This window comes from Streptomyces sp. NPDC028368 (genome assembly GCF_055565615.1).
Genome location: NZ_JBVHTY010000012.1, coordinates 128,678 through 149,070, shown reverse-complemented (window position 1 = coordinate 149,070; position 20,393 = coordinate 128,678). Strand labels below are relative to the sequence as shown.

Here is a 20,393-nt window from a genome sequence, read left to right as displayed (position 1 = left end):
ATGAGCCTGACTGGTCTGCTCGACGCCGTCGTACGGGACCCGGCGCTCGCCGAAGCGGTGCAGGCCGCGGCCGAGGGCCACCGGCCGCATGTGGATCTGGTCGGGCCGCCCGCCGCCCGCCCCTTCGCGGTGGCGGCGCTGGCCAGGGAGTCCCGCCGCACGGTGCTCGCGGTGACCGCCACCGGGCGCGAGGCCGAGGACCTGGCCGCGGCGCTGCGCACGCTGATGCCGGCCGGTGAGGACAACTCCGTCGTCGAGTTCCCGTCCTGGGAGACGCTGCCGCACGAGCGGCTCTCGCCGCGCTCGGACACCGTCGGCCGCCGCCTCGCGGTGCTGCGCCGGCTCGCCCACCCGCGCAAGGACGACCCGACGGCGGGCCCCGTCTCGGTCGTTGTCGCGCCCATCCGCTCCGTACTCCAGCCGCAGGTCAAGGGGCTGGGCGACCTGGAGCCTGTGAGCCTGCGGACGGGGCAGAGCGCCGACCTGGAAGAGATCGTCGAAGGGCTGGCGGCGGCCGCGTACGCGCGCGTCGAACTGGTCGAGAAGCGCGGCGAGTTCGCGGTCCGCGGTGGCATTCTGGACGTTTTCCCGCCCACCGAGGAGCACCCGCTCCGGGTGGAGTTCTGGGGCGACGACGTCGAGGAGATCCGCTACTTCAAGGTCGCCGACCAGCGGTCCCTGGAGGTCGCCGAGCACGGCCTGTGGGCGCCGCCGTGCCGCGAGCTGCTGCTGACCGCCGAGGTACGCGAGCGGGCCGCGGCGCTCGCCGAGCTCCACCCGGAGCTGGGCGAACTCCTCGGCAAGATCGCCGAGGGGATCGCCGTCGAGGGCATGGAGTCGCTGGCCCCGGTCCTGGTGGACGATATGGAGCTGCTGCTGGACGTGCTGCCCGAGGGCTCGATGGCCGTGGTGTGCGACCCGGAGCGGGTGCGTACGCGGGCCGCCGACCTGGTGGCGACGAGCCAGGAGTTTCTGCAGGCGTCCTGGGCGGCGAGCGCCGGCGGCGGCGAGGCCCCGATCGACGTCGGTGCGGCCTCCCTGCGGGGCATCGCGGACGTCCGCGACCGGGCCCGCGAGCTGGGCATGATGTGGTGGTCCGTCTCGCAGTTCACCTCTGGTGACATCGGTGGCAGCACCTCTGGTGACATCGGTGGCAGCACCTCTGGTGACGTCGGGAGCAGCACCTCCGGTGACGTCGGGAGCAGTGCCGCGGACGAGGCGATGGAGCTGGACGGCGACACCCTCAAGCTGGCCATGCACGCCCCGGAGATGTACCGCGGCGACACCCAGCGGGCGCTGTCCGACACCAAGCAGTGGCTCGCCGACGGCTGGCGCACGGTGTACGTCACCGAGGCGCACGGCCCCGCGGCCCGTACGGTCGAGGTGCTCAGCGGCGAGGGCATCCCCGCCCGCCTGGACGGCGAGCTCGCCGAGATCTCGCCCGCCCTCGTGCACGTGTCCTGCGGCTCCCTCGACAACGGCTTCGTCGACCCGCAGCTCAGGCTCGCCGTCCTGACCGAGACCGACCTCTCCGGCCAGAAGGCGGCCGGCAAGGACGGCGCCCGGATGCCGGCCCGCCGCCGCAAGACCATCGACCCGCTCACCCTGGAGGCGGGCGACTTCATCGTCCACGAGCAGCACGGCGTCGGCCGCTACATCGAGATGGTGCAGCGCACGGTCCAGGGCGCCACCCGCGAATACCTCCTCGTCGAGTACGCCCCCGCCAAGCGCGGCCAGCCCGGCGACCGCCTCTACATCCCCACCGACCAGCTGGAGCAGGTCACCAAGTACGTGGGCGGCGAGGCCCCCACCCTGCACCGCCTCGGCGGCGCCGACTGGACCAAGACCAAGGCGCGCGCCAAGAAGGCCGTCAAGGAGATCGCCGCCGATCTGATCAAGCTCTACTCCGCCCGGATGGCGGCCCCCGGCCACGTCTTCGGCCCGGACACCCCCTGGCAGCGCGAGCTGGAGGACGCCTTCCCGTACGCGGAGACGCCCGACCAGCTCACCACCATCGCCGAGGTCAAGGAGGACATGGAGAAGTCGGTCCCGATGGACCGTCTGATCTGCGGCGACGTCGGCTACGGCAAGACCGAGATCGCGGTCCGCGCCGCCTTCAAGGCCGTCCAGGACGGCAAGCAGGTCGCCGTCCTGGTCCCCACGACCCTCCTCGTCCAGCAGCACTACGGGACGTTCAGCGAGCGGTACGGCCAGTTCCCGGTCAACGTCAAGGCGCTGTCCCGCTTCCAGACCGACACCGAGGCCAAGGCCGTCCTGGAAGGGCTGCGGGAAGGCTCGGTCGACCTCGTCATCGGCACCCACCGCCTGTTCTCCGCCGAGACCAAGTTCAAGGACCTGGGCCTGGTCATCGTCGACGAGGAGCAGCGCTTCGGCGTCGAGCACAAGGAGCAGCTCAAGAAGCTCCGCGCCAACGTCGACGTCCTGACCATGTCGGCCACCCCCATCCCCCGTACGCTCGAGATGGCGGTCACGGGCATCCGCGAGATGTCCACGATCACCACCCCGCCCGAGGAGCGCCACCCGGTCCTGACGTTCGTCGGCCCCTACGAGCAGAAGCAGATCGGCGCCGCCATCCGCCGCGAACTCCTGCGCGAGGGCCAGGTCTTCTACATCCACAACCGCGTCGAGTCCATCGACCGCGCGGCCGCCCGCCTGCGCGAGATCGTCCCCGAGGCCCGCATCCAGACGGCACACGGCCAGATGGGCGAGTCCCAACTGGAGCAGGTCGTGGTCGACTTCTGGGAGAAGAAGTTCGACGTCCTGGTCTCCACCACGATCGTCGAATCGGGCATCGACATCTCCAACGCCAACACCCTGATCGTCGAGCGCGGCGACAACTTCGGCCTCTCCCAGCTCCACCAGCTGCGCGGCCGCGTCGGCCGGGGCCGCGACCGCGGCTACGCCTACTTCCTCTACCCGCCGGAGAAGCCGCTCACGGAGACCGCGCACGAGCGGCTGGCGACCATCGCCCAGCACACCGAGATGGGCGCGGGCATGTACGTCGCGATGAAGGACCTCGAAATCCGCGGCGCCGGAAACCTCCTCGGCGGCGAGCAGTCCGGCCATATCGCCGGCGTCGGCTTCGACCTCTACGTACGGATGGTGGGCGAGGCGGTCGCCGACTACCGCGCCTCCCTGGAGGGCGGTGTGGAGGAGGAGCCGCCGCTCGAGGTCAAGATCGAGCTTCCCGTCGACGCCCACGTCCCGCACGACTACGCCCCCGGCGAGCGGCTGCGCCTCCAGGCCTACCGCGCGATCGCCTCCGCCACCTCGGAGGAGGACATCGCCGCCGTCCGCGAGGAGCTGACCGACCGCTACGGCAAGCTGCCCGAGCCCGTCGAGAACCTCCTCCTGGTCGCCGGCCTGCGCATGCTCGCCCGCGCCTGCGGCGTCTCGGACATCACCCTCCAGGGCTCCAACATCCGCTTCGGGCCGGTGGAGTTGAGGGAGTCGCAGGAGCTGCGCCTTAAGCGGTTGTATCCCCGCACGGTCCTCAAGCCGGCCACCAAGCAGATCCTGGTGCCGCGCCCGACCACCGGCAAGATCGGCGGCAAGCCGCTGGTGGGGCGGGAACTGCTGTCGTGGGTGGGGGAGTTCCTGACGACGATCCTGGGGGCGTAGGAGGAGGGGCCCTCAGGGCCCCACCACATGAGCCGCGACGTGCCGGGCGCAGGTGAGGGCGTCGGTGTGCGTGGTGTCCACCTCGATGTCGTAGATGACGCCGTTGTGGACCAGCTCCGCCTGGGCGGCGGCCATGCCCGCCACCCGGTCGCCGCGGGCCAGTTCGCGGGCGGTGGCGGCCTCGGGGGCGCAGCGGACGCCGACCCACAGCACCGTGAGGCCGTCCAGTGCGGCCCGCCAGCGGGCCTGGCCTTCGTGGCCGGAGAGGAAGACCTCGTCGACGATGACGCCGGTGCCGGTACGGGCCATGGCGGCGATCCCGTGGAGCCAGCCGTTCTCCAGGGCGCGGAAGGCCGGTCCGACCGATACTCCGCCGTCGGATGTGAGCACCAGGCCGTCCGGGGAGGCCATCAGGGCGGGCGGCAGGGCGTCCACGAAGGTGTCGACGCCGAAGGTCAGCCAGGGGCGGGGGAGGGTTTCCTGGAGGGCGCGGGCGAGGGTGGAGCCGCCGGAGCTGGAGCCGCCGTTGAGGACGATCACGTCGGTCGGGCGGGAAGTGTGACGGGTCATCGCGTCACCGTAAACAGTCAGCGGGCGGATGTCCGGTGAAATACCAGGAGGTCCCCGGCGCCGCCCAGGAGGACGTAGGCGGACTGGGGGTGGCGGGCCGCGGCGTCGGCGAGGGCCTGACGGGGGGTGCGGTCGGCGGGGCGCCGGACGGCGATGTAGTCGGGTGAGATGCCGGGGGTGTCGCCGGTCCAGAAGACCCGGGTGCGGCTGGTGAGGCGGCTGAGCGGCTGGATGTCGGACTCCACGCTCGCGCCGTCGGGTATCCGCTGCAGCAGCCGCTCGGCGGCCGCGACGCCCGGCGGTATGCGGTAGGTGGCGGCGTCGGTGAGGCGGGACAGCGGGAGCGTGGTGGTCAGCGCGAGCGCGGCGGCCAGGGCGGCGGCCGGCAGGTGATGGGCGTACGCGCGCAGCCACGGGCGGGGCGAGAAGCGGGTGCGCGGCAGGGCGTCGATGAGCGCGAGGAAGACCACCGGCATCAGGACGGCGTTGTAGTGCCAGTCGATGCCCCAGTAGTGCGGTTCGTGGGAGAGGAACCGCCAGCCCAGGGTCGGCAGCGCGGCCAGGAGAAGGGGGGAGCGGAGCGCGAGCAGGCCGGTGGTGGGGAGCAGGACCCACAGGATGGTGCGTACGGCGGTGTCGGGGGGAATGGTGGGGGCCGCGCCGCCGGCGGCGCCGAGCTTGGTCCAGTAGTCGTACGAGCCGGAGCCGTTGAAGGCGGGGATGATCACGCCGAGGGTGAGGGCGGTGGCGGTGAGTCCGAAGACGACCAGGGCGATGGGCAGCGGCGCCGCCCGGCGGGTGCGGATCAGGACGAGCGCGCCGATGGCGGCGGCGGTGACGCCCAGGTCCTCCTTGACCAGCACCAGGGGCGCGGCCCAGCACACCGCCGCGGTCCAGCGCCCGCGCAGCACCGCTTCCAGGGCGAAGGCGATCAGCGGCAGCGCGAAGGCGATTTCGTGGAAGTCGAAGTCGACGGCCTTCTGCACGCCCCAGGAGAGGCCGTAGGCGATGCCGATGGCCAGTCCGGGGAGGCGGCCCAGCGAGCGGGCGGCGGCGCGTGTGACCGGGATCGCGGACACCGCGAACAGCGCGGCCTGCGCGAGGAGCAGGGTCAGCGGTGAGGGGAGCAGGCGGTAGAGCGGGGCGAGCACGATCAGTACGGGGCTGAAGTGGTCGCCGAGGACGTTGGTGCCGGGGCCCTTGAGGTCGACGATCGGCGCCTGTAGGTGGGCGTAGCCCCGTATCGCCTGCTCGAAAATGCCCAGATCCCAGGACGAGTTGGACATCGTGCGGTAGTGGCAGATGGACAGCACGGCGAACGCGACGAAGAAGAACGCGGCGGTCCAGTACGGGTCCAGGTGCGGCGCGCGCAAGCGGTGCGCGGCGCTGCGCAGGCGGCCGGGGGCGGTGTCCGGTACGCCGGTGGCCGCGGTCGCGGAGCCGGTGTCGGCGGCCTGGTGCGGGAGTCCGGGGCTGCCGCCCGCGGCCGTTGCTGCGGCCGTGTCCATGGGGGTCCTCACTCTCAATTTCCGAAAAGATACTCGAAGCGGCGAACCGGACCGGACCGGGCGCCCGCCCCTGGCCACGCTCCCGGATTGGACTCCTGCCGTGATACCCACCGCCCGCCGCGCCGCGCCGCCCCTGACCGCGGCCACCGCCACCGCACTGGCCGCTCTGCTCACCCTCACCGGCTGCTCCCCGGACGAAACGCGCGACGGCCGGGCCGCGGACGGCAAGGCGGGTCCGGCGGCTCGGGGCAGCGCGCTGCGGGCCGCCGCCGCACTGGAGGTCAAGGGCCGCGCCCCGAAAACCGGTTACGCCCGGAACCGCTTCGGCACGGCCTGGGCGGACACCGACGGCAACGGCTGCGACACCCGCGACGACATCCTCCGGCGCGATCTGCAGGGCGTCACCCTCCGGGGCGGGCGGTGCGTCGTCCTCTCGGGGACGCTGGGCAAGGACCCGTACACGGGCGAGGCGATCGGCTACACGCGGGGCCGCAGCAAGGTGGACATCGATCACGTCGTCGCGCTGTCGGATGCCTGGCAGAAGGGGGCGGGGCGGTGGCCGGCCCGTAAGCGGATCGCGCTCGCCAATGACCTTATGTTGGCGGCGTAGATGTCTCATGCTGATGTGTCTCATGGGCAGGGTGTCCGAACGCCCGAGCTGTGTCTCACGCGGAGCATGTTTCGACTCGGTAGCAGACGGAGGGGTGGGGAAGCGATGGGATGCGCGATCCGGGCTGCTCGTGGGAGGGCTACCGGCTGTGTCGTGCTGGTACTCGGGGCAGTGCTGGCAGGCTGCACGGGAAGCGACCTCTCCGACGAGAGCGGTTCGCCGGGCGGCGGCTCGTCAGCATCGGGCGGGCACGGAACCAGCCCCCTGGCCAACCCGGACGGCACGAAGTCGGGACTGGCCTCGATCACCTCCGAGGAGGACGAGTCGGCGGCCCGCGACCTGATCGCCAAGGTGTCCACCAAGGGAAGAGGACCGAAGACGGGGTACGCGCGGGACGAGTTCGGCTACGCGTGGATGGACACTGCCGACGGGGTACCGCTGGCGCGGAATGGTTGTGACACGCGAAACGATCTGATCCAACGCGATGGTCAGAGTCTCAGCTTCCGAGTGGGCTCCGACTGTGTGGTCGTCTCGATGACCCTGCACGATCCGTACACCGGCACGGACATCGCCTGGAAGAAGGCGGAGGCAATGGAGGTCCAGATAGATCACATGGTGCCGCTTTCGTACGCCTGGCAGATGGGCGCCGCCCGCTGGGGCAAGGCAAAGCGGCAACGGCTGGCCAATGATGTTCTGAATCTTCTGCCGGTTTCGGGCTCCACCAACTCCTCGAAGCGGGACTCAGGACCGGCGTCCTGGCTGCCCCCCAGCAAGGAGATCCGTTGTTCGTACGCGGTGCGCTTCGCGCAGGTGGCGGAGAAGTACGAACTTTCGGTGACGCCGACGGACAAGCGAGCGATGATGGCTCAGTGCGGCGGGTGAGGCAGTGTTCGTGACGCAGCCCGGCGCGGGGGATGAGCATCTGCCGCCTCGCGGCGGATCTTGAGTGCTGGAGAAATCCGTGACGGAGACTGAGTTCGATTACGCAACTGCCATCTCGTATGCACGCAAACACCTGGCTTCCCTTGGAGTCACTCCAGAGGTGGGAAACCTCGCCAACGCAGCTGCGGTCGGCATCACTCAACTGGTGTGGCGTAACGGCCCCATCGAGGACGCCCATGCGGGCGCGCGAGGGCGTCGCAACGGCCTGCACGACGGCGTCATGTTCGCGCGGAACACGTGGGTCTACCACCAGGCACTTGAAGCGGTGAAGAGCGACGCGAGTTATGCCCTACTGCGATTCGAGAGGCGCATCCTCGACCGTGAGCTCATCTGGCCCGGTACGTCCGGCACACTGACGCAGTTCGGATACGGCGCCCTGGGTGAGATCAAGAAGCATGCGAAGCAACGCATCAACTACCTGATGTTTCTTGAGGAAGAGTTCTCGCCCGAGGAGTTCACGCTCTTGGCCGCGGTATCGAGCATGGGTGGGTCCGACCACTTCGGGATGCCAGCCTGGGAGCCTCGCGTACGTGCCGCGATCGACCGTCTTCGCGGCGCGGATCCCGAGTTCGTCGAGCGCCTCAAGACCGTCTATGAGATGGACTTCTCCGAGATCATGGAGAAAGCGCCTGCCATTGTCCATGACGACCTGCCTGAGGTCGAGCGAGCGCTTCTCAGTGCCCCCTATGACCTGGGTGCCGAGGTACTGGACTGGTTCGCCTGGAATCCGGTACTCGACCGCTCACCATGAGCGGTCGAGTACCGGATTCCAGGCTGTGGGGTCTCACCGCAGGGGCCTCACGGTGCTGTGGCACTCTTCCGACAGCGCCTGGCGGAGCTTGCGAGCGTCTGCTTCCAGCTCAGCGTTCCTCAGCGTGAGGACTTGGATCTGGTTGGCGTACGTCGTGACAGTGGATCGCAGCTCCCGGATCTCGCTCGCCTTCTCGCTACGGAGTTCCCGCTCTGCCTTCTTCAGGCGTGCGACCTCCTGGCTGAGCTCGTCGGCTTCGGGACGTCTGGTCTCCGGGGCCGCGATGATCTCCTTGATGACGGCGGAGACGGGAGAGCGGTAGTACGAAGCTCGGGAGACGCCAGCCTCGGTGCAGATGTTCACCGCCGAGGTGCGGCCGTCAGTGATCTCGGGGTATCCGAGCATCAGTTGCTCGAAGGCGCGCATGATCTTGCGGTCGATGTCGCCCAGGTGCGGGTGCTCACGGGCCAGCCGGTCGAAGGCGACCTGGACGGTCCGGTGCGTGTCGTCGGTCATAGCGATGCGGGAGCTTCCTCGTGGTGGATCTCGGCGATCAGGCGGGTGAGCGTGGCCAGGTGCTCGGTGATGGCGAGCTGCTGGAGGGGTGGCAGGCAGCCCGTGTCCGTGAGCTCGGCCTGTGCCATGTCGCGGGCATGCTCCAGACGTGGCGCATGGACCGTGGAGCGACGGGAGTTGGGGCAGCGCATACACATGTCGAGCATCGGTACAGGTCGACCCAGAGGCTTCGCACGCTTGCGGCAGACGGCCGTCTCGGCCTGGTAGAAGCAGTCGTTCAGGACGCCGGGATGGAGGGTCCTGGTCAGGTGCCGCAATAGCGTCCGCAACCGGGCTGAGCTGGCCACTGCACCGGGAAGGTCGCCCAGCTCATTGCGGATGCGGTCGAACTCCGCCTCGATGCGCTGGGCAGCTGCGCCGGCGGACGGGCCCCCCTCGTTCCAGTCGTGGTAGAGGTCCTCGACGTAGTCAAGCTTGGCGACGGCCTCCTCGGCCGCGACCTCGTCGGCGAAGCCCGAGGCGGAGGTGCCCGCGTAGCCCTCGAACATGGTGATCGCGGCGTGTTTGTACTGCCGGGCACCGGCGACGACCCCGAAGGGCTGATGGGCGATGTGCCAGGCCAACGTGCGGCGGAACTGTTGGGTATCGAACGCCCAGGGAAGAACGTGTTCCGTCAGATCGCCGTCGGTGTCCGTGGCGTCATCGGCAGGCATCGCTGTGACAGACGGCACGAAGAGGGTTCCTCCGTCGCTGAACAGCTCGTTGAGGTGGTCACGGAAGGCACGGATGCGCACGGGCATGTTGCTCAGCAGGACGTATCCGTTACTGCCGCCGCCGTCGAATCCGAAGAGGTGGCCGGGGTCGTCGTTGATCTGCAGGAGTACGTCGACGGCTCGGTGGACGATCTTCAGGACCACCCACTCTGCCTCGTCACCGCTGAGTCTGCGGCCACGGCCCTTGTAGACGCGGCCGCGGAGTTTGTAGCGGGTCCGGCCGTCCGCACCCGGCTCGGTGAACGCGCACTCGCGGCCCAGTTCCCGCACCTCGACGTCTCTCATCCCCGACAGGTAGGCGATGACGATCCAGCATGCCGTGCGCAGGAACGACAGCTCGTTCTGGAGGCTGAACTGATCAAGCCGGGGCCGCCAGCATGCTCCGGAATCAGGCCATTCCGACATGAGTGTGTCCAGGCCGCCTTCCTCGTAGCCGAGTTCCTCACCGGCCTGGTTCATGAGCGGACGCAGATGCTCCGCGCGACCGCAGCCGGCGAGACGCGAGATGAGGGTGTGGTTGGGGGCCTGCACCACGCCATCGATGATGGCGGCAGTCGGAACGGTGTGCGCCACTTGACGGGGGGTGGCGGGGATGCCGCGGCCGTGAGCCCGTCGCGTCGCGATGAAGTCCAGCACGCGCTCTTTCGCCTGTCCGTGGCCCAGCGGTGATCTGTCCCGGATGTCGTCGAGCGCTTCCACCTCCCCTTGCGCGGCGAGGATGTCCGCGCTGGCTGTGTCCACGTAGAACACGGCAGCCTTGAGCAGGGGCACGAGGACCTCCTCGGGGATACGAGGGGTCGAGTTCTCGCCCATGACCCGCTGAACGCCTGCGACGCCGTACGCGCTGCGGCCGTTCCACGGAAGTACACCCAGGCGGTCCTGAGACAGGAACCCCCCGTGCGCGGACAGATGCTTGAGCAGGGTCACGTTCTGTACTGCGGTATGCGGGCTGGACTTCCACTTCTCCAGCGCGGTGTCCAAGTGGGTCCGCTCCACATCGGCCAGACAGGCGGCGCCGGCCTCGCGCAGATCCCGCAGAACAGCGACCAGCACTCTCAACTCGCCCGCTGCCGCTGTGGCTTTGAGTGGCCCGGCTCCGTTGCCTCCACGATGCAGACGCGAGTGGATGTACTCCTTCGCCGTCCTGCGGGCGACGGGATCGGCGAGCTGAGTGAAGTCCAGCCGCCAGGTGCGCCAGGTGCGGGGCAGTACACACCGCAGGTCCCAGATGTCCTCGGCGAAGAGCGGGCCTCTGCTGTCCTTGCCGACCGTCAGCTGCTCGGGAAGGACGTATGCATCATGCGCGACCGCCTCGGCCTGCCGGGGTGAGGGCTGTGGAGCGGTGGTCACGCGATCACCTCCAGGAAGGAGGAAGGCAGTGCCAGCCGTGGCCCGTCGCCTTCCGCGATGGACTGGGCCTCCGTGATCTGCTGCGTGCTGAAGCGGGCACGGATCCCGTGGACGATGCGCTCCCTGGCGAGCCCGTAGCGTGCGCTCCACTCGGCGGTCGAGTACTCCTCACGCTGCCGCTCGATGAAGTCCAGGAAGGACAGCACGCTCGGCAGATGGCGGCTCGTGAACACCGCGTTCGGACACTCCAGACAGCCCCAGGCCGGAACCGGGCACGCCGAACCAGGCTTGAGCGCGAAGGGGGAGGCGAAGAAGTTCCGGCACGATGCCAGCCACACGTCCTTCTCACCGGACAGCGCCGCCGTTACCTCCTGGGGCTCCAGCTCGGTGGCGCCCCCATCCAGGCGGGTGCCGTCGTCGGACATCACCACAGGCGGGGCCAGAGTGGCACCCAGCGCCTGCTCCAGCCCTGCTTCCACCGCCTGCTCGTGGGTCTCCTGGTGGGCGTCGATGTCCGCGTAGTGCTTCGCTGCGACCTTGCGGGTGTGGCCGGTGGCGAAGTCCTCCAGCACCCCGCCAGCTTGCAGATACTGGCGGGACTTGTAGGTCTTGCGCACACGGCGCAGGTCCAGCCGGACCTGCACGCCTCCACGGTCCTTCAGCGCGTCCAACCCGTGCTGGGTCATCCACTCGCGCGTGACCGCCGACCAGGCGTGCAGCGCGGAGAACGGGGCACGGGCCCTGCCGAGTCCGTCGACGTCGCACCAGAGCGCCTCGCTCCCGGTCAGTTCCCGGGTACGCCGCGTCAGGCGCAGGGCCAGTCGGATGACCCCTCCCGGGAAGCGCAGCGATCCGCCGTCAGTAACCCTGATCGTCTTGTTCGAGGCCCCGTGAGCACGCTTCTTGACGTAGGCGACGCTGATGTAGCCGCGAGCGGGATTGCCCAGGCAGTCGGACCGCAACTGCCTGATGCACTCGGGCTCCATCCCGGTCTGGCAGGCCAGCAGAACCAGGAACGGCACCAGGTCCCGAGGTGTCAGATGCAGGCGGCCGTTGAGTTCCTTCCTGCCGCCCCAGGGGCGGAGCACCTTGTACGAGACGTCGTCGGCGGTCAGCGGACCACGGTGCTGGATGCGCCACAGAACGTTCTCCAGCCGGTCCCAGCCGAAGAGGAGGGGATCCCGGCCTGTTGCGGCAAGGCTCTCGCCTTCGAGAATCCGGTCGCGGATTCTCGCGATGTCGGACCGGGCGGCGGTCTCCAGCGCGTCGAGCACGGGCAGGGGATAGGCGTCCAGGGGCTTGGTCGCGCGCTGCGCGGTGGCCGAGGTGAATCCGAGCCGGGCGTGGAACGCGGTGTCGAAGGCGCCGGGGTGCGCTTCGTGCACCAGCCTCAGCAGGCGCACGAGATAGGTCATGGTCAGATACGGCTCTTTGCTGGTTTCCCCGTACTGGACAGTCAGCCGCAGCTCGAACGCGTCCAGGAGTTCCGGTTCCAGTTCGTCGAGGGTGAGGGCCTCGCGCTGGTCGGGCAGTGCGGCGGCGGTGAACTCGACGAACTCCCTGATGCGTTTGACGACGTAGCGAAACGCGCTGCGGTCGCGCAGTGTGCCGGGAGTGGAGACGACCAGGGCGAGTGCCGCAGCGAGCGCCCGCGCCAGACGGCGGCAGGGGAGGTCGGACAGATCGGTGTGTTCGGCGACTCCGTTCAGGTCGACGGTGAAGACCACCGGGCCGATCGACGGCACGGGCTCTGCCGGGGTGGGGGGCTCGGCGCCGGCGGGGAACCTGACGCGGCGCGCGCTCACTCCTCGCCTCCCTCAGCTGCCTGGACCCGATCGAACGCGGCAGCCTGGTCATCCCATTCGTCCAACGCGGCCAGCACGATCTCCTGGGCCTCGTCGAGGACATCGAGGTAGGTGTAGACCGTCGCCTCGTGGCTGTGGCCGAGCAGCAACTGGAGTTTCCTCATGGGATTGCCGATTAGCAGCCGCTTGACCTCTGCGTGCGTGAACCGCCGGTCCTCGCGCATCCCCAGCGCTTTGACGGTCTGCCGCAGCAGGAGCCCGAGCATGTGGACGGCGAAGGTGTGCCGCAGCGTATGAGGATGTACGTCGAAGTCGAGGCCGAACTTCGCGCACCGTTCGTTCGCCCTCCGGAAGGCCGACTGCCAGGTCGAGCTCCGCAGCGGTAGCCCGTTCTCTCCCAGCCACAGCCATAGCGGTCCGACCGGCGCGCCCTGCCCGTCGACCTGCGTGAGCCGTCGGCGGTCCGATGCGCCGATTCGGGAGTACGCCCACGAGGATCCGCCCTCGACTGCCAGGGCGTTCCGGTTCGCGCGCCGCACGAGCATCGAGTCCGCGCTTGCCTCGTACGTTCCCTGGGTACGCCGTCGCTGTACCAGCTCGTCGCGTTCGATGTCGACGTAGTGGTGCAGATCCCGGGCCACCCTTCGGCGCACGTACACAGTCCTGGCCTTGCGCCGCTTGGCCACAGCGGCCGAGACCGTGATGTCGCCGAGAATCCGCCGGCCGTGCACCGGCGGAAGCTCCGTCGTCAGCAGGCTCGACGCCTCGCCGAGACGCATGCCGGTGCAGACGAGCAGGTCGGCGAAGAGGGCGTTGCGCTCACCGTTCTGGCCCTTCCAGCCAGGATCGGGGGCACCGTTCGGCAGCAGACCGCGCAGTCCCACGTCCCGCCAGAGCATGAAGTCCTCGTGGGAGAGGAACGCGATCGGTTTCTCCGGGGCATCGGGTTCCGCGTCCGCGTTCACCCGTACTCGCTTTGGCCCCTGTGGCGACATGACGGTCTTGTCGACGTAGCGGAACGGCTCGTCGCTCAGCAACTGCTCGTACCGGGACCACTGCGCCCACTTGTCGAGCGCGGCCACGGAGCGGTTCCACGTGCTCACCGACACCTGGCCCGGGCCCTCGCCCCTCAACCGGACCGCCTTGTAGGCCCGGAGGTCGGCGCTGTCCGTCTCCCAGATGGCTTTGCCGCCACGGGACTCGTGCAGGAATCGGCAGTACAGCATGATGTCGGTGCTGTAGCCGATGACGCCGTTCTCCGACCTCACGCCCCAGTTCTCCATGTCCCGCAAGAACCGGTTCAGTTCGAGGTCGTAGCTGCCATCCGGCGCAAGAATGAATGGTCGGCCTTCGCGCACCGAAGCCCTCTTCAGCACCTCGCTCGCGTCGAAGGGGAGCCCTTCTGGCGAAGCCGATCGGCTGGCGGTCCGGTGGAGGACGACGACTGCTTCAGCAGCAGTACCCGCCTTTGTCGTTTCTGAAGTACGCAAGCCACTCTCCCCATCGTGAGACAAGCAGTACGTACGCATAACGGCGTGACCTTTGAGACAGTTACGGGTGCCCACATAAATGACCCGCTGAACCTGATCGCGGTCGACGCCTCGGCGAACCGGCGCAAGAGCGACGGCGACGCGGCGACCTGGCTGCCCGCGTACCGGCCGTACCGCTGCACCTATGTCGCCCACCAGGTGGCCGTGAAGAAGAAGTACGGGCTGTGGGTGACCCGGGCGGAGAAGGACGCGATGGTGCGGGTGCTGAATTCCTGCCCGCAGGAGCGGCTGCCGGGCGGCGGGAACCCTACGGAGGCGCCGGCGCGCTTCTCGGCGAAGTAGCGCGTATGAAGTAGCGCGTATGCGCGTATGAAGTAGCGCGTATGAAGGAGCCGCATGAAGTAGCCCGTACACGGCCGTCGGCCCGGAACCGCGTAGGTGCGGTTCCGGGCCGACGGCGTTTACGGGCGGAAGGGCGGAAGGGCGGAAGGTCAGAGGGACAGCTTCCAGTTCGCGGGGTCGAGCATCAGGTCCGGCGTGATCTTGATGTTGAGTTCCTTGGTGGACGGCGGCGCGTCGAAGACCATCTCCACGCTGGAGGCCTCGTTGGGGCTGAGCACCTTCTCGAAGTCGTGGTGGAGCACGCCGTGCTTGTCGTCGTCGACCTCCTCGGCGTTCTTGCCGTCGGCCTCCGCCTTGGTCGTCATGAGGGGGTTCTCGAAGTCCTTGCTGCCGGTGTTCTTGAGCGTGATGGTGACCTTGTACGCCTTGTTGCCGTCGGTGTGGCCGGTGATGAGGGTGTTCGGGTCGACGGTGTACGGGCTCGGCTTCGAGACGGTCACCTGCAGGCCGTTGTTGTACTTCGCCGCGGCGCCCGCGCCGAGGTTCTTGATGACGTCGCTGCTGCCGTTCTGCTTCTTGTACTCGTCATTGACCTTGTCGACCGCCCCCTTGAACAGCAGCACGGAGACGATGACGCCGACGATCGCCAGGATGATCGCGAGGGCGCCCAGGATCGTGCCGGTCACCGCCACGCCCTTGTTGGTGGCCTGACCCTTCTTGGCGCGGCTCATGCCCACCAGGCCGAAGATCAGGGCCAGGATGCCGAGCGGCCCGGCGAGCCAGAACAGGAACATCGGGATGCCGCTGAGCGCGCCGATGATGCCGAGGATCAGAGCGGCGACGCCGAGGCCGTTACGGGCCGTCTGAGGGGCCGGGGCCTGCGGGGCTGGCTGGTAGTGCATCTGCTGAGACATGCGGGAGTGGCCCCTTCCGGGCGCTGAATCGAGTTCCGCTGAAGCGATGGGTCAATAACAACAGAGGCTGTGAATCGAGTCAACACGAGTACTCGATTCACAAGAGTTCACGCTGTGAAGGGGTGACTCAAGTGGGGATGGGTATGCTGCGAACACAGTGGTCACGCATCGGGACGGGAGCCAGCCAGGTGCCGGACATCGCACCAACGCAGAACGCGACGGATGACGTCGCCGCAGGTGAGGGCCTGGCCGTCGGCGCCACGGACCGCCCCACCGAGGTGACCGCCGCCGGCATCGCGCGACTGGCCGGGGTCGGCCGGGCCGCCGTCAGCAACTGGCGCCGCCGGCACGCCGACTTCCCCAAGCCGGTGGGCGGTACGGAGACGAGCCCCGCCTTCGCCCTGCGCGCCATCGAGCAGTGGCTGCGCGACCAGGGCAAGCTCGCCGAGGTGCCCCTGCGTGAGCGGGTCTGGCAGCAGCTCGTCGGGCATCCGGCCGGCGCCGCGGGCGCGCTGCGGCAGGCCGGCGCCGTGCTCCTGCTCGTACGCGACCGCCCCGCGGCCTGGCGGCAGCTGCGCACCGCTTCCGATGACGCGGACCTCACCGGCGTCCTGCCCGCGATGCTCGACTCCGTCCTGACCGCCCGGCTCGGCGACGGCCACCCCGTCCACGGGCTGACCCGCGAGGCGCTCGCCCCCTCCGCCGCCCTGGTACGCGCCACCGCCGAGCTGGCGGCCCTGGACGGCGCCCCCGAGGCGTACGCCTTCCTGCTCGGCCGTCACCTGGACGCCAACCCGCGCCAGTACACCCTCACCCCGCCGGGGCCGGCCGCCCTGATGGCCGAACTGGCCGCCCTGGACGGCCCGTCGGTATCCGTACTCGACCCGGCCTGCGGCGTCGGCACCCTGCTGACCGCCGCCCACGAACGCGCCGCCGAACAGCCGGACGCGGCGCCACTCGCCCTGCACGCGCAGGAGGCCGACCCGGACCTCGCCGCGCTCACCGCGCTCCGCCTCGCCCTGAGCGTCCCCGACGCCCAGGTCCGGGTGCGGGCCGCCGACACCCTGCGCGCCGACGCCTTCCCGGAGCTGGCCGCCGACGCCGTACTGGTCCACCCGCCGTTCAACGAACGCAACTGGGGCCATGACGAGCTGGCCTACGACCCCCGCTGGGAGTACGGCTTCCCGGCCCGCACCGAATCCGAACTGGCCTGGGTCCAGCACGCGCTGGCCCGGCTGCGCGCGGGCGGCACCGCCGTCCTGCTGATGCCTCCCGCCGCCGCCTCCCGCCGCTCCGGCCGCCGGATCCGCGCCGATCTGCTGCGCCGCGGCGCTCTGCGCGCCGTCATCGCGCTGCCCGCAGGCGCCGCCCCGCCCAACGGCATCCCCCTCCACCTCTGGGTCCTGCGCAAGCCCGACGGCAGCGCACGGCCCGCGCCACACCTCCTCGTCGTCGACACCGCGGGCCTGGCCCCCGCCGTGTCCGGGGGCCGCGACAAGCTCGACTGGCAGGCCGTCCGGGCCACCGCCATGGACGCCTGGCAGGCCTTCGACCGCGACGGCGGCGTCGAGGAAATGCCCGGCGTACGCAGGTCGCTGGCCGCCATCGACCTCCTGGGCGACGATGTCGACCTCGCCCCGGCCCGCCATCTCCCGCCGCCGGCGGCGGCCGGCGGCCCCGCCGAACTGGCCCGGGTCCGCGACCGGCTGACCGACACCCTCGCCCGTACCACCCAGCTCACCCCCCGCACCGCGCCCCAGGACTCCGCCGAGGACCCGGGCCCGGCCCGCTGGCCGCTGACCACCGTCGGCGAACTGGCCCGCTCCGGCGCCCTGGTGCTGCGCGCCGGCGGCCCCGGCGCCGCACCCCCCGGCGCGCCGCTCGCGGTCCTCACCGACCACGACGTCATGGGCGCGGCCGCGCCCTCCGGCACCCTCCCCGAAGCCGCACCGGCCGGCCCCGTGGAGGAGCCGGTCCTCGTCCAGGAAGGCGATGTGGTCGTCCCCGTCCTCGGCGGCGGCGCGATCGCCCGGGTCGTCGACGACGCCACCGCCGGCGCCGCCCTCGGCCGCAACCTCACCCTGCTGCGGCCCGACCCGGCCGCTCTCGACCCCTGGTTCCTCGCCGGCTTCCTGCGCGGCACCGCCAACAACCGCCAGGCCAGCAGCTACGCCTCCACCGCCACCCGCCTCGACGTCCGCCGCCTCCAGCTGCCCCGCCTCCCGCTCGCCGAGCAGCGGCGCTACGGCGCGCGGTTCCGCGACCTGGCCGCCTTCGAGGAGGCCCTGCGGCTCGCCTCCCGGCTGGGCGAACAGCTGGTCCAGGGGCTGTACGACGGCTTCACCGACGGGTCGGTGGCGCCGGACTGACCACCGGCCGAACTGTCCGGTGGATATGGGGAGTTGGGGCGGCCTGGGGCGTTGCCGCGCCGTGGTGACGCCACCTCGGCGGCGTCGCGGCACCACTCCCGTCGGCGTCGCGCCGGTGCCGCGGCCTCCGGAGCGGCAACGAGGCGGCAGATCGCCCGGCCCATTCCGTGCAACCCCTCACGCGGCGGCGCTGTCGTCTATACGCTCGCAGGTCCCTACGCGTATCCGGAACCGCGACCGCGACCGTTCTCGCGACGGCGACCGATGATCCACCAGGAGCAGCAATGCACGGCCCCGCCCCGGCTCCCCCGCCGCACCGTCCCCCGGCGACGGGGGTGGTGGTCCTGCTGCGCGTGATTTTCGTGGCCACCGCGGTGTGCAGCCTGGGCCTGCTGGCCTGGGTGGCGATGCTGCGGGCCGCGATCGTGCAGCGACGGCCGCTGGGCTGGTGGCTGTTCGGCGCCGACCTGATCGCGATGATCGGCGCCTGCGTCCTGATCGTCTCCTTCCCCGAGACGGACTGGCGCCCCAATATCGGGGTGGCGCTCCTGCTGCTCCAGATAGCGGGCGCGATCGCGTACTACCTGGTCGTCGACATCCGCGCGGCCGCGAAAACCGGATACGGGCAGGGACCCGGACAGGAATACGGGCAGGGGCAGGGGCACGGGCAGGGGCACGGGCAGGGGCACGGGCAGGGGTATGGCCCGGTCCACACCCCGCCCGGCCGCCCGGCCGCGCCGCCGCCCACCGGGGCCGCCCCGCATCCGTACGGTCCGCCGCAGCCGCCCGCCCCGGCCCCGCTGCTGCACGCCCAGGAGACCCGCCCGTACGCCAACGAGGCGCACCCGTACACCCAGAACCCCTACAGCGCACCCCTCCCGCACACCCCGCCCGTCCCGCACACCCCGCCCGCCCCACCGCCCCAGGGTCGCCCGCGGCCGCAGCGCATCAACCAGGTACGGGCCGAGCTCGATGAGCTCAGCGACTACCTCCGCCAGGAGGACCAACGGTGAACGGCCGGGTCATCGCCGGACGCTACGAACTCTCCGTACTGCTCGGCCAGGGCGGCATGGGCCAGGTCTGGATCGGCTACGACCGCCGTCTGGACCGCCGGGTCGGCGTCAAACTGCTGCGCCCGGACCGGGTGGCGGGCACCCCCGACGGCGAGGAGATGCGCCGCCGCTTCGTGCGCGAGTGCCGGGTCACCGCGCAGGTCGACCACCCCGGACTGGTCACCGTCCACGACGCCGGCAGCGACGACGAAGACCTCTTCCTCGTCATGCAGTACGTCGAGGGCGCCGACCTCTCCGACCACCTCGCCGAGCACGACCCGTACCCGTGGCCCTGGGCGGTCAGCGCCGCCGCCCAGCTCTGCGCCGTGCTGGCAGCCGTACACGCCGTGCCGATCGTCCACCGCGACCTCAAACCCCGCAATGTCATGGTCCGCCCCGACGGCACCCTGGTCGTCCTCGACCTCGGCATCGCCTCCGCCCTGGACACCGACACCACCCGCCTCACCCACACCGGATCCCCCATCGGCAGCCCCGCCTATATGGCGCCCGAACAGGCCATGGGCGGCACCGTCGGCCCGCACACCGACCTCTACGCCCTCGGGGTGCTGCTGCACGAACTGCTCAGCGGCCAGGTCCCGTTCGCCGGCTCCACGGCCCTCGGCGTCCTGCACCGCCATCTGTACGAGGACCCGGTCCCGGTACGCCGGCTGCGCCCCGACGTCCCCGAACCCCTGGAAGCCCTCGTCCTCCACCTGCTGCGCAAGGATCCGGCGGCCCGCCCCGCCGACGCCCAGGAGGTCTACCAGACGCTGGCGCCCCTCCTCCCGCCCTCCGAGGCCGGCCCCCACGGCGCCCACCAGCCGCCCGCCTCGCTCGCCCCGATGGACCCCACCCGCCCCTTCCGCCGCCCCCACGCCCCCTGGCCCGTACGCGTCACACCGCCGCCCCCGGCCGCCGCACCCCCGCCTCCGGCCGCCGACCCCCGCACCTCCCTGGCCGCCCTCGCCCCCCGAACCGCCCCGCCCACCCCGAGCCGACCGGCCGGAGCGTCATCGTCGGCTTCTTCTCCCTCCCCCGGACCGGACGTCGCCGCCGCCGTCGACGAGGTCAAAAGCCTGCTCGACCAGGGCCGGATCACCCGCGCCGTCGACATCCTCGGCGGCATCCTCCCGGCCGCCGCCGCCCGCCACGGCCAGAATTCCCCGGTGGTGCGCACCCTGCGCAAGCAGTACGCCGCCACCCTCATGGACGACGGCCAGTACCGCCGCGCACTCCCCGAACTCCGCCTGCTGGCCGAGGAGTTCGCCAAGGAAACCGGCCCGGGAGCCACCCGCCAGGCCCTCCAGTTCCACTACGAGGCCGCCCAGTGCCTGGAACAGCTGGGTGAGGTGGCGCAGGCCCTGGAGGAATACCGCGCCCTCCTCCCGTACTTCGAGCGCTACCCCGACGACCCCGCCCGCCCCCTCGAGATCCGCCGCGCCATCGGCCATCTGCTCCTCGCCCAGGGCGAGCGCGGCGCGGCCCAGGAATGCCTCGCGCGCCTTCTGTACGACGCCGAACGGCTGCACGGCCCGCATCATGCGTTTCCGGGGGAGGTACGGCGGACGCTGCAGTGGCTGGGGCAGATGCAGGGGTGAGGCAGGAGGTGCCGGAGTGACGGCAACGATGGCGGACCGGGGCGGAACCGTCATCGCGGCAGATCGTTGCCCGAAGCAGTGGCCCGAGCCACGCCGAATCCATAGCATCGATCACTCAAGGTCGACTCTTCGAGACTCCATCGCAAGTCCGTCGCACGATC

14 protein-coding genes and 1 pseudogene are annotated in these 20,393 nt (G+C 70.5%); 8 read left to right on the top strand and 7 right to left on the bottom strand.

Annotated elements, in window-relative coordinates:
• Complete coding sequence (mfd, locus tag ACZ4S3_RS26500) at window positions 1–3,642, top strand: transcription-repair coupling factor (protein ID WP_467938284.1); 3,642 nt, start codon at window positions 1–3, stop codon at window positions 3,640–3,642.
• A gap of 12 nt (window positions 3,643–3,654) precedes the next feature.
• Here the strand turns inward: mfd and cpt are convergent, their stop codons facing one another.
• Both cpt and ACZ4S3_RS26490 read right to left on the bottom strand, forming a co-directional pair.
• Entirely contained in the window at window positions 3,655–4,212 is a 558-nt protein-coding gene (cpt, locus tag ACZ4S3_RS26495) for a chloramphenicol phosphotransferase CPT (protein ID WP_467938282.1), read from the bottom strand.
• Between the two features lie 17 nt (window positions 4,213–4,229).
• Complete coding sequence (locus ACZ4S3_RS26490) at window positions 4,230–5,720, bottom strand: DUF2079 domain-containing protein (RefSeq protein ID WP_467938281.1); 1,491 nt, start codon at window positions 5,718–5,720, stop codon at window positions 4,230–4,232.
• Window positions 5,721–5,820: 100 nt separating this feature from the next.
• Here ACZ4S3_RS26490 and ACZ4S3_RS26485 point away from each other — a divergent pair, with 100 nt between their 5' ends.
• The 3 genes from ACZ4S3_RS26485 to ACZ4S3_RS26475 all read left to right on the top strand — a co-directional run bounded on the left by ACZ4S3_RS26485 (window position 5,821) and on the right by ACZ4S3_RS26475 (window position 8,023).
• Window positions 5,821–6,330, top strand: a complete 510-nt coding sequence (locus ACZ4S3_RS26485; protein ID WP_467938280.1) for an HNH endonuclease family protein — start codon at window positions 5,821–5,823, stop codon at window positions 6,328–6,330.
• Window positions 6,331–6,435: 105 nt separating this feature from the next.
• The gene (locus ACZ4S3_RS26480; RefSeq protein WP_467938278.1) at window positions 6,436–7,212 is read left to right on the top strand and encodes an HNH endonuclease family protein; all 777 of its coding nucleotides are present in this window, start codon (window positions 6,436–6,438) and stop codon (window positions 7,210–7,212) included.
• A 79-nt stretch (window positions 7,213–7,291) separates the two neighbouring features.
• Complete coding sequence (locus tag ACZ4S3_RS26475) at window positions 7,292–8,023, top strand: hypothetical protein (protein ID WP_467938277.1); 732 nt, start codon at window positions 7,292–7,294, stop codon at window positions 8,021–8,023.
• Window positions 8,024–8,056: 33 nt separating this feature from the next.
• Here the strand turns inward: ACZ4S3_RS26475 and ACZ4S3_RS26470 are convergent, their stop codons facing one another.
• Genes ACZ4S3_RS26470 through ACZ4S3_RS26455 form a run of 4 tightly spaced genes read right to left on the bottom strand, consistent with a single transcriptional unit; the run spans window position 8,057 to window position 13,996 of the window.
• Entirely contained in the window at window positions 8,057–8,539 is a 483-nt protein-coding gene (locus ACZ4S3_RS26470) for a hypothetical protein (protein WP_467938276.1), read from the bottom strand.
• Window positions 8,536–10,662 carry a hypothetical protein gene (locus tag ACZ4S3_RS26465; protein ID WP_467938274.1) on the bottom strand — a complete coding sequence of 709 codons (2,127 nt, stop codon included), beginning with the start codon at window positions 10,660–10,662 and terminating at the stop codon, window positions 8,536–8,538. The genes ACZ4S3_RS26470 and ACZ4S3_RS26465 overlap by 4 nt, the downstream gene beginning before the upstream one ends.
• Complete coding sequence (locus tag ACZ4S3_RS26460) at window positions 10,659–12,467, bottom strand: hypothetical protein (protein WP_467938272.1); 1,809 nt, start codon at window positions 12,465–12,467, stop codon at window positions 10,659–10,661. The genes ACZ4S3_RS26465 and ACZ4S3_RS26460 overlap by 4 nt, the downstream gene beginning before the upstream one ends.
• Window positions 12,464–13,996 carry a tyrosine-type recombinase/integrase gene (locus ACZ4S3_RS26455; protein ID WP_467938270.1) on the bottom strand — a complete coding sequence of 511 codons (1,533 nt, stop codon included), beginning with the start codon at window positions 13,994–13,996 and terminating at the stop codon, window positions 12,464–12,466. Before ACZ4S3_RS26455 ends, ACZ4S3_RS26460 begins: the two co-directional genes overlap by 4 nt.
• 39 nt (window positions 13,997–14,035) lie before the next feature.
• On the opposite strand from ACZ4S3_RS26455, the pseudogene ACZ4S3_RS26450 reads away from it, so the two are divergent.
• A pseudogene (locus ACZ4S3_RS26450) lies at window positions 14,036–14,299 on the top strand (HNH endonuclease family protein); the annotation flags it as partial.
• Between the two features lie 149 nt (window positions 14,300–14,448).
• On the opposite strand, the gene ACZ4S3_RS26445 reads toward ACZ4S3_RS26450, so the two are convergent.
• Complete coding sequence (locus ACZ4S3_RS26445; protein WP_467938268.1) at window positions 14,449–15,213, bottom strand: DUF4190 domain-containing protein; 765 nt, start codon at window positions 15,211–15,213, stop codon at window positions 14,449–14,451.
• Window positions 15,214–15,491: 278 nt separating this feature from the next.
• On the opposite strand from ACZ4S3_RS26445, the gene ACZ4S3_RS26440 reads away from it, so the two are divergent.
• From ACZ4S3_RS26440 to ACZ4S3_RS26430, 3 genes are all read left to right on the top strand, one after another.
• Window positions 15,492–17,582: an N-6 DNA methylase gene (locus ACZ4S3_RS26440; protein WP_467938525.1), complete on the top strand. Its 2,091-nt coding sequence runs from the start codon at window positions 15,492–15,494 to the stop codon at window positions 17,580–17,582.
• 284 nt (window positions 17,583–17,866) lie between these two features.
• Window positions 17,867–18,595: a hypothetical protein gene (locus ACZ4S3_RS26435; RefSeq protein WP_467938266.1), complete on the top strand. Its 729-nt coding sequence runs from the start codon at window positions 17,867–17,869 to the stop codon at window positions 18,593–18,595.
• A complete protein-coding gene (locus ACZ4S3_RS26430) occupies window positions 18,592–20,232 on the top strand; it encodes a protein kinase domain-containing protein (RefSeq protein WP_467938264.1) in 1,641 nt (546 codons plus the stop codon). The genes ACZ4S3_RS26435 and ACZ4S3_RS26430 overlap by 4 nt, the downstream gene beginning before the upstream one ends.
• Window positions 20,233–20,393: the final 161 nt, after the last annotated feature.

Excerpts from the sequence above, each read along its gene's own strand:
- mfd (WP_467938284.1), top strand. The coding sequence starts at position 1 with ATGAGCCTGACTGGTCTGCTCGACGCCGTCGTACGGGACCCGGCGCTC.
- ACZ4S3_RS26470 (WP_467938276.1), bottom strand. The coding sequence starts at position 8,539 with ATGACCGACGACACGCACCGGACCGTCCAGGTCGCCTTCGACCGGCTG.
- cpt (WP_467938282.1), bottom strand. The coding sequence starts at position 4,212 with ATGACCCGTCACACTTCCCGCCCGACCGACGTGATCGTCCTCAACGGC.
- ACZ4S3_RS26445 (WP_467938268.1), bottom strand. The coding sequence starts at position 15,213 with ATGTCTCAGCAGATGCACTACCAGCCAGCCCCGCAGGCCCCGGCCCCT.
- ACZ4S3_RS26435 (WP_467938266.1), top strand. The coding sequence starts at position 17,867 with ATGCACGGCCCCGCCCCGGCTCCCCCGCCGCACCGTCCCCCGGCGACG.
- ACZ4S3_RS26455 (WP_467938270.1), bottom strand. The coding sequence starts at position 13,996 with ATGCGTACGTACTGCTTGTCTCACGATGGGGAGAGTGGCTTGCGTACT.
- ACZ4S3_RS26490 (WP_467938281.1), bottom strand. The coding sequence starts at position 5,720 with ATGGACACGGCCGCAGCAACGGCCGCGGGCGGCAGCCCCGGACTCCCG.
- ACZ4S3_RS26480 (WP_467938278.1), top strand. The coding sequence starts at position 6,436 with ATGGGATGCGCGATCCGGGCTGCTCGTGGGAGGGCTACCGGCTGTGTC.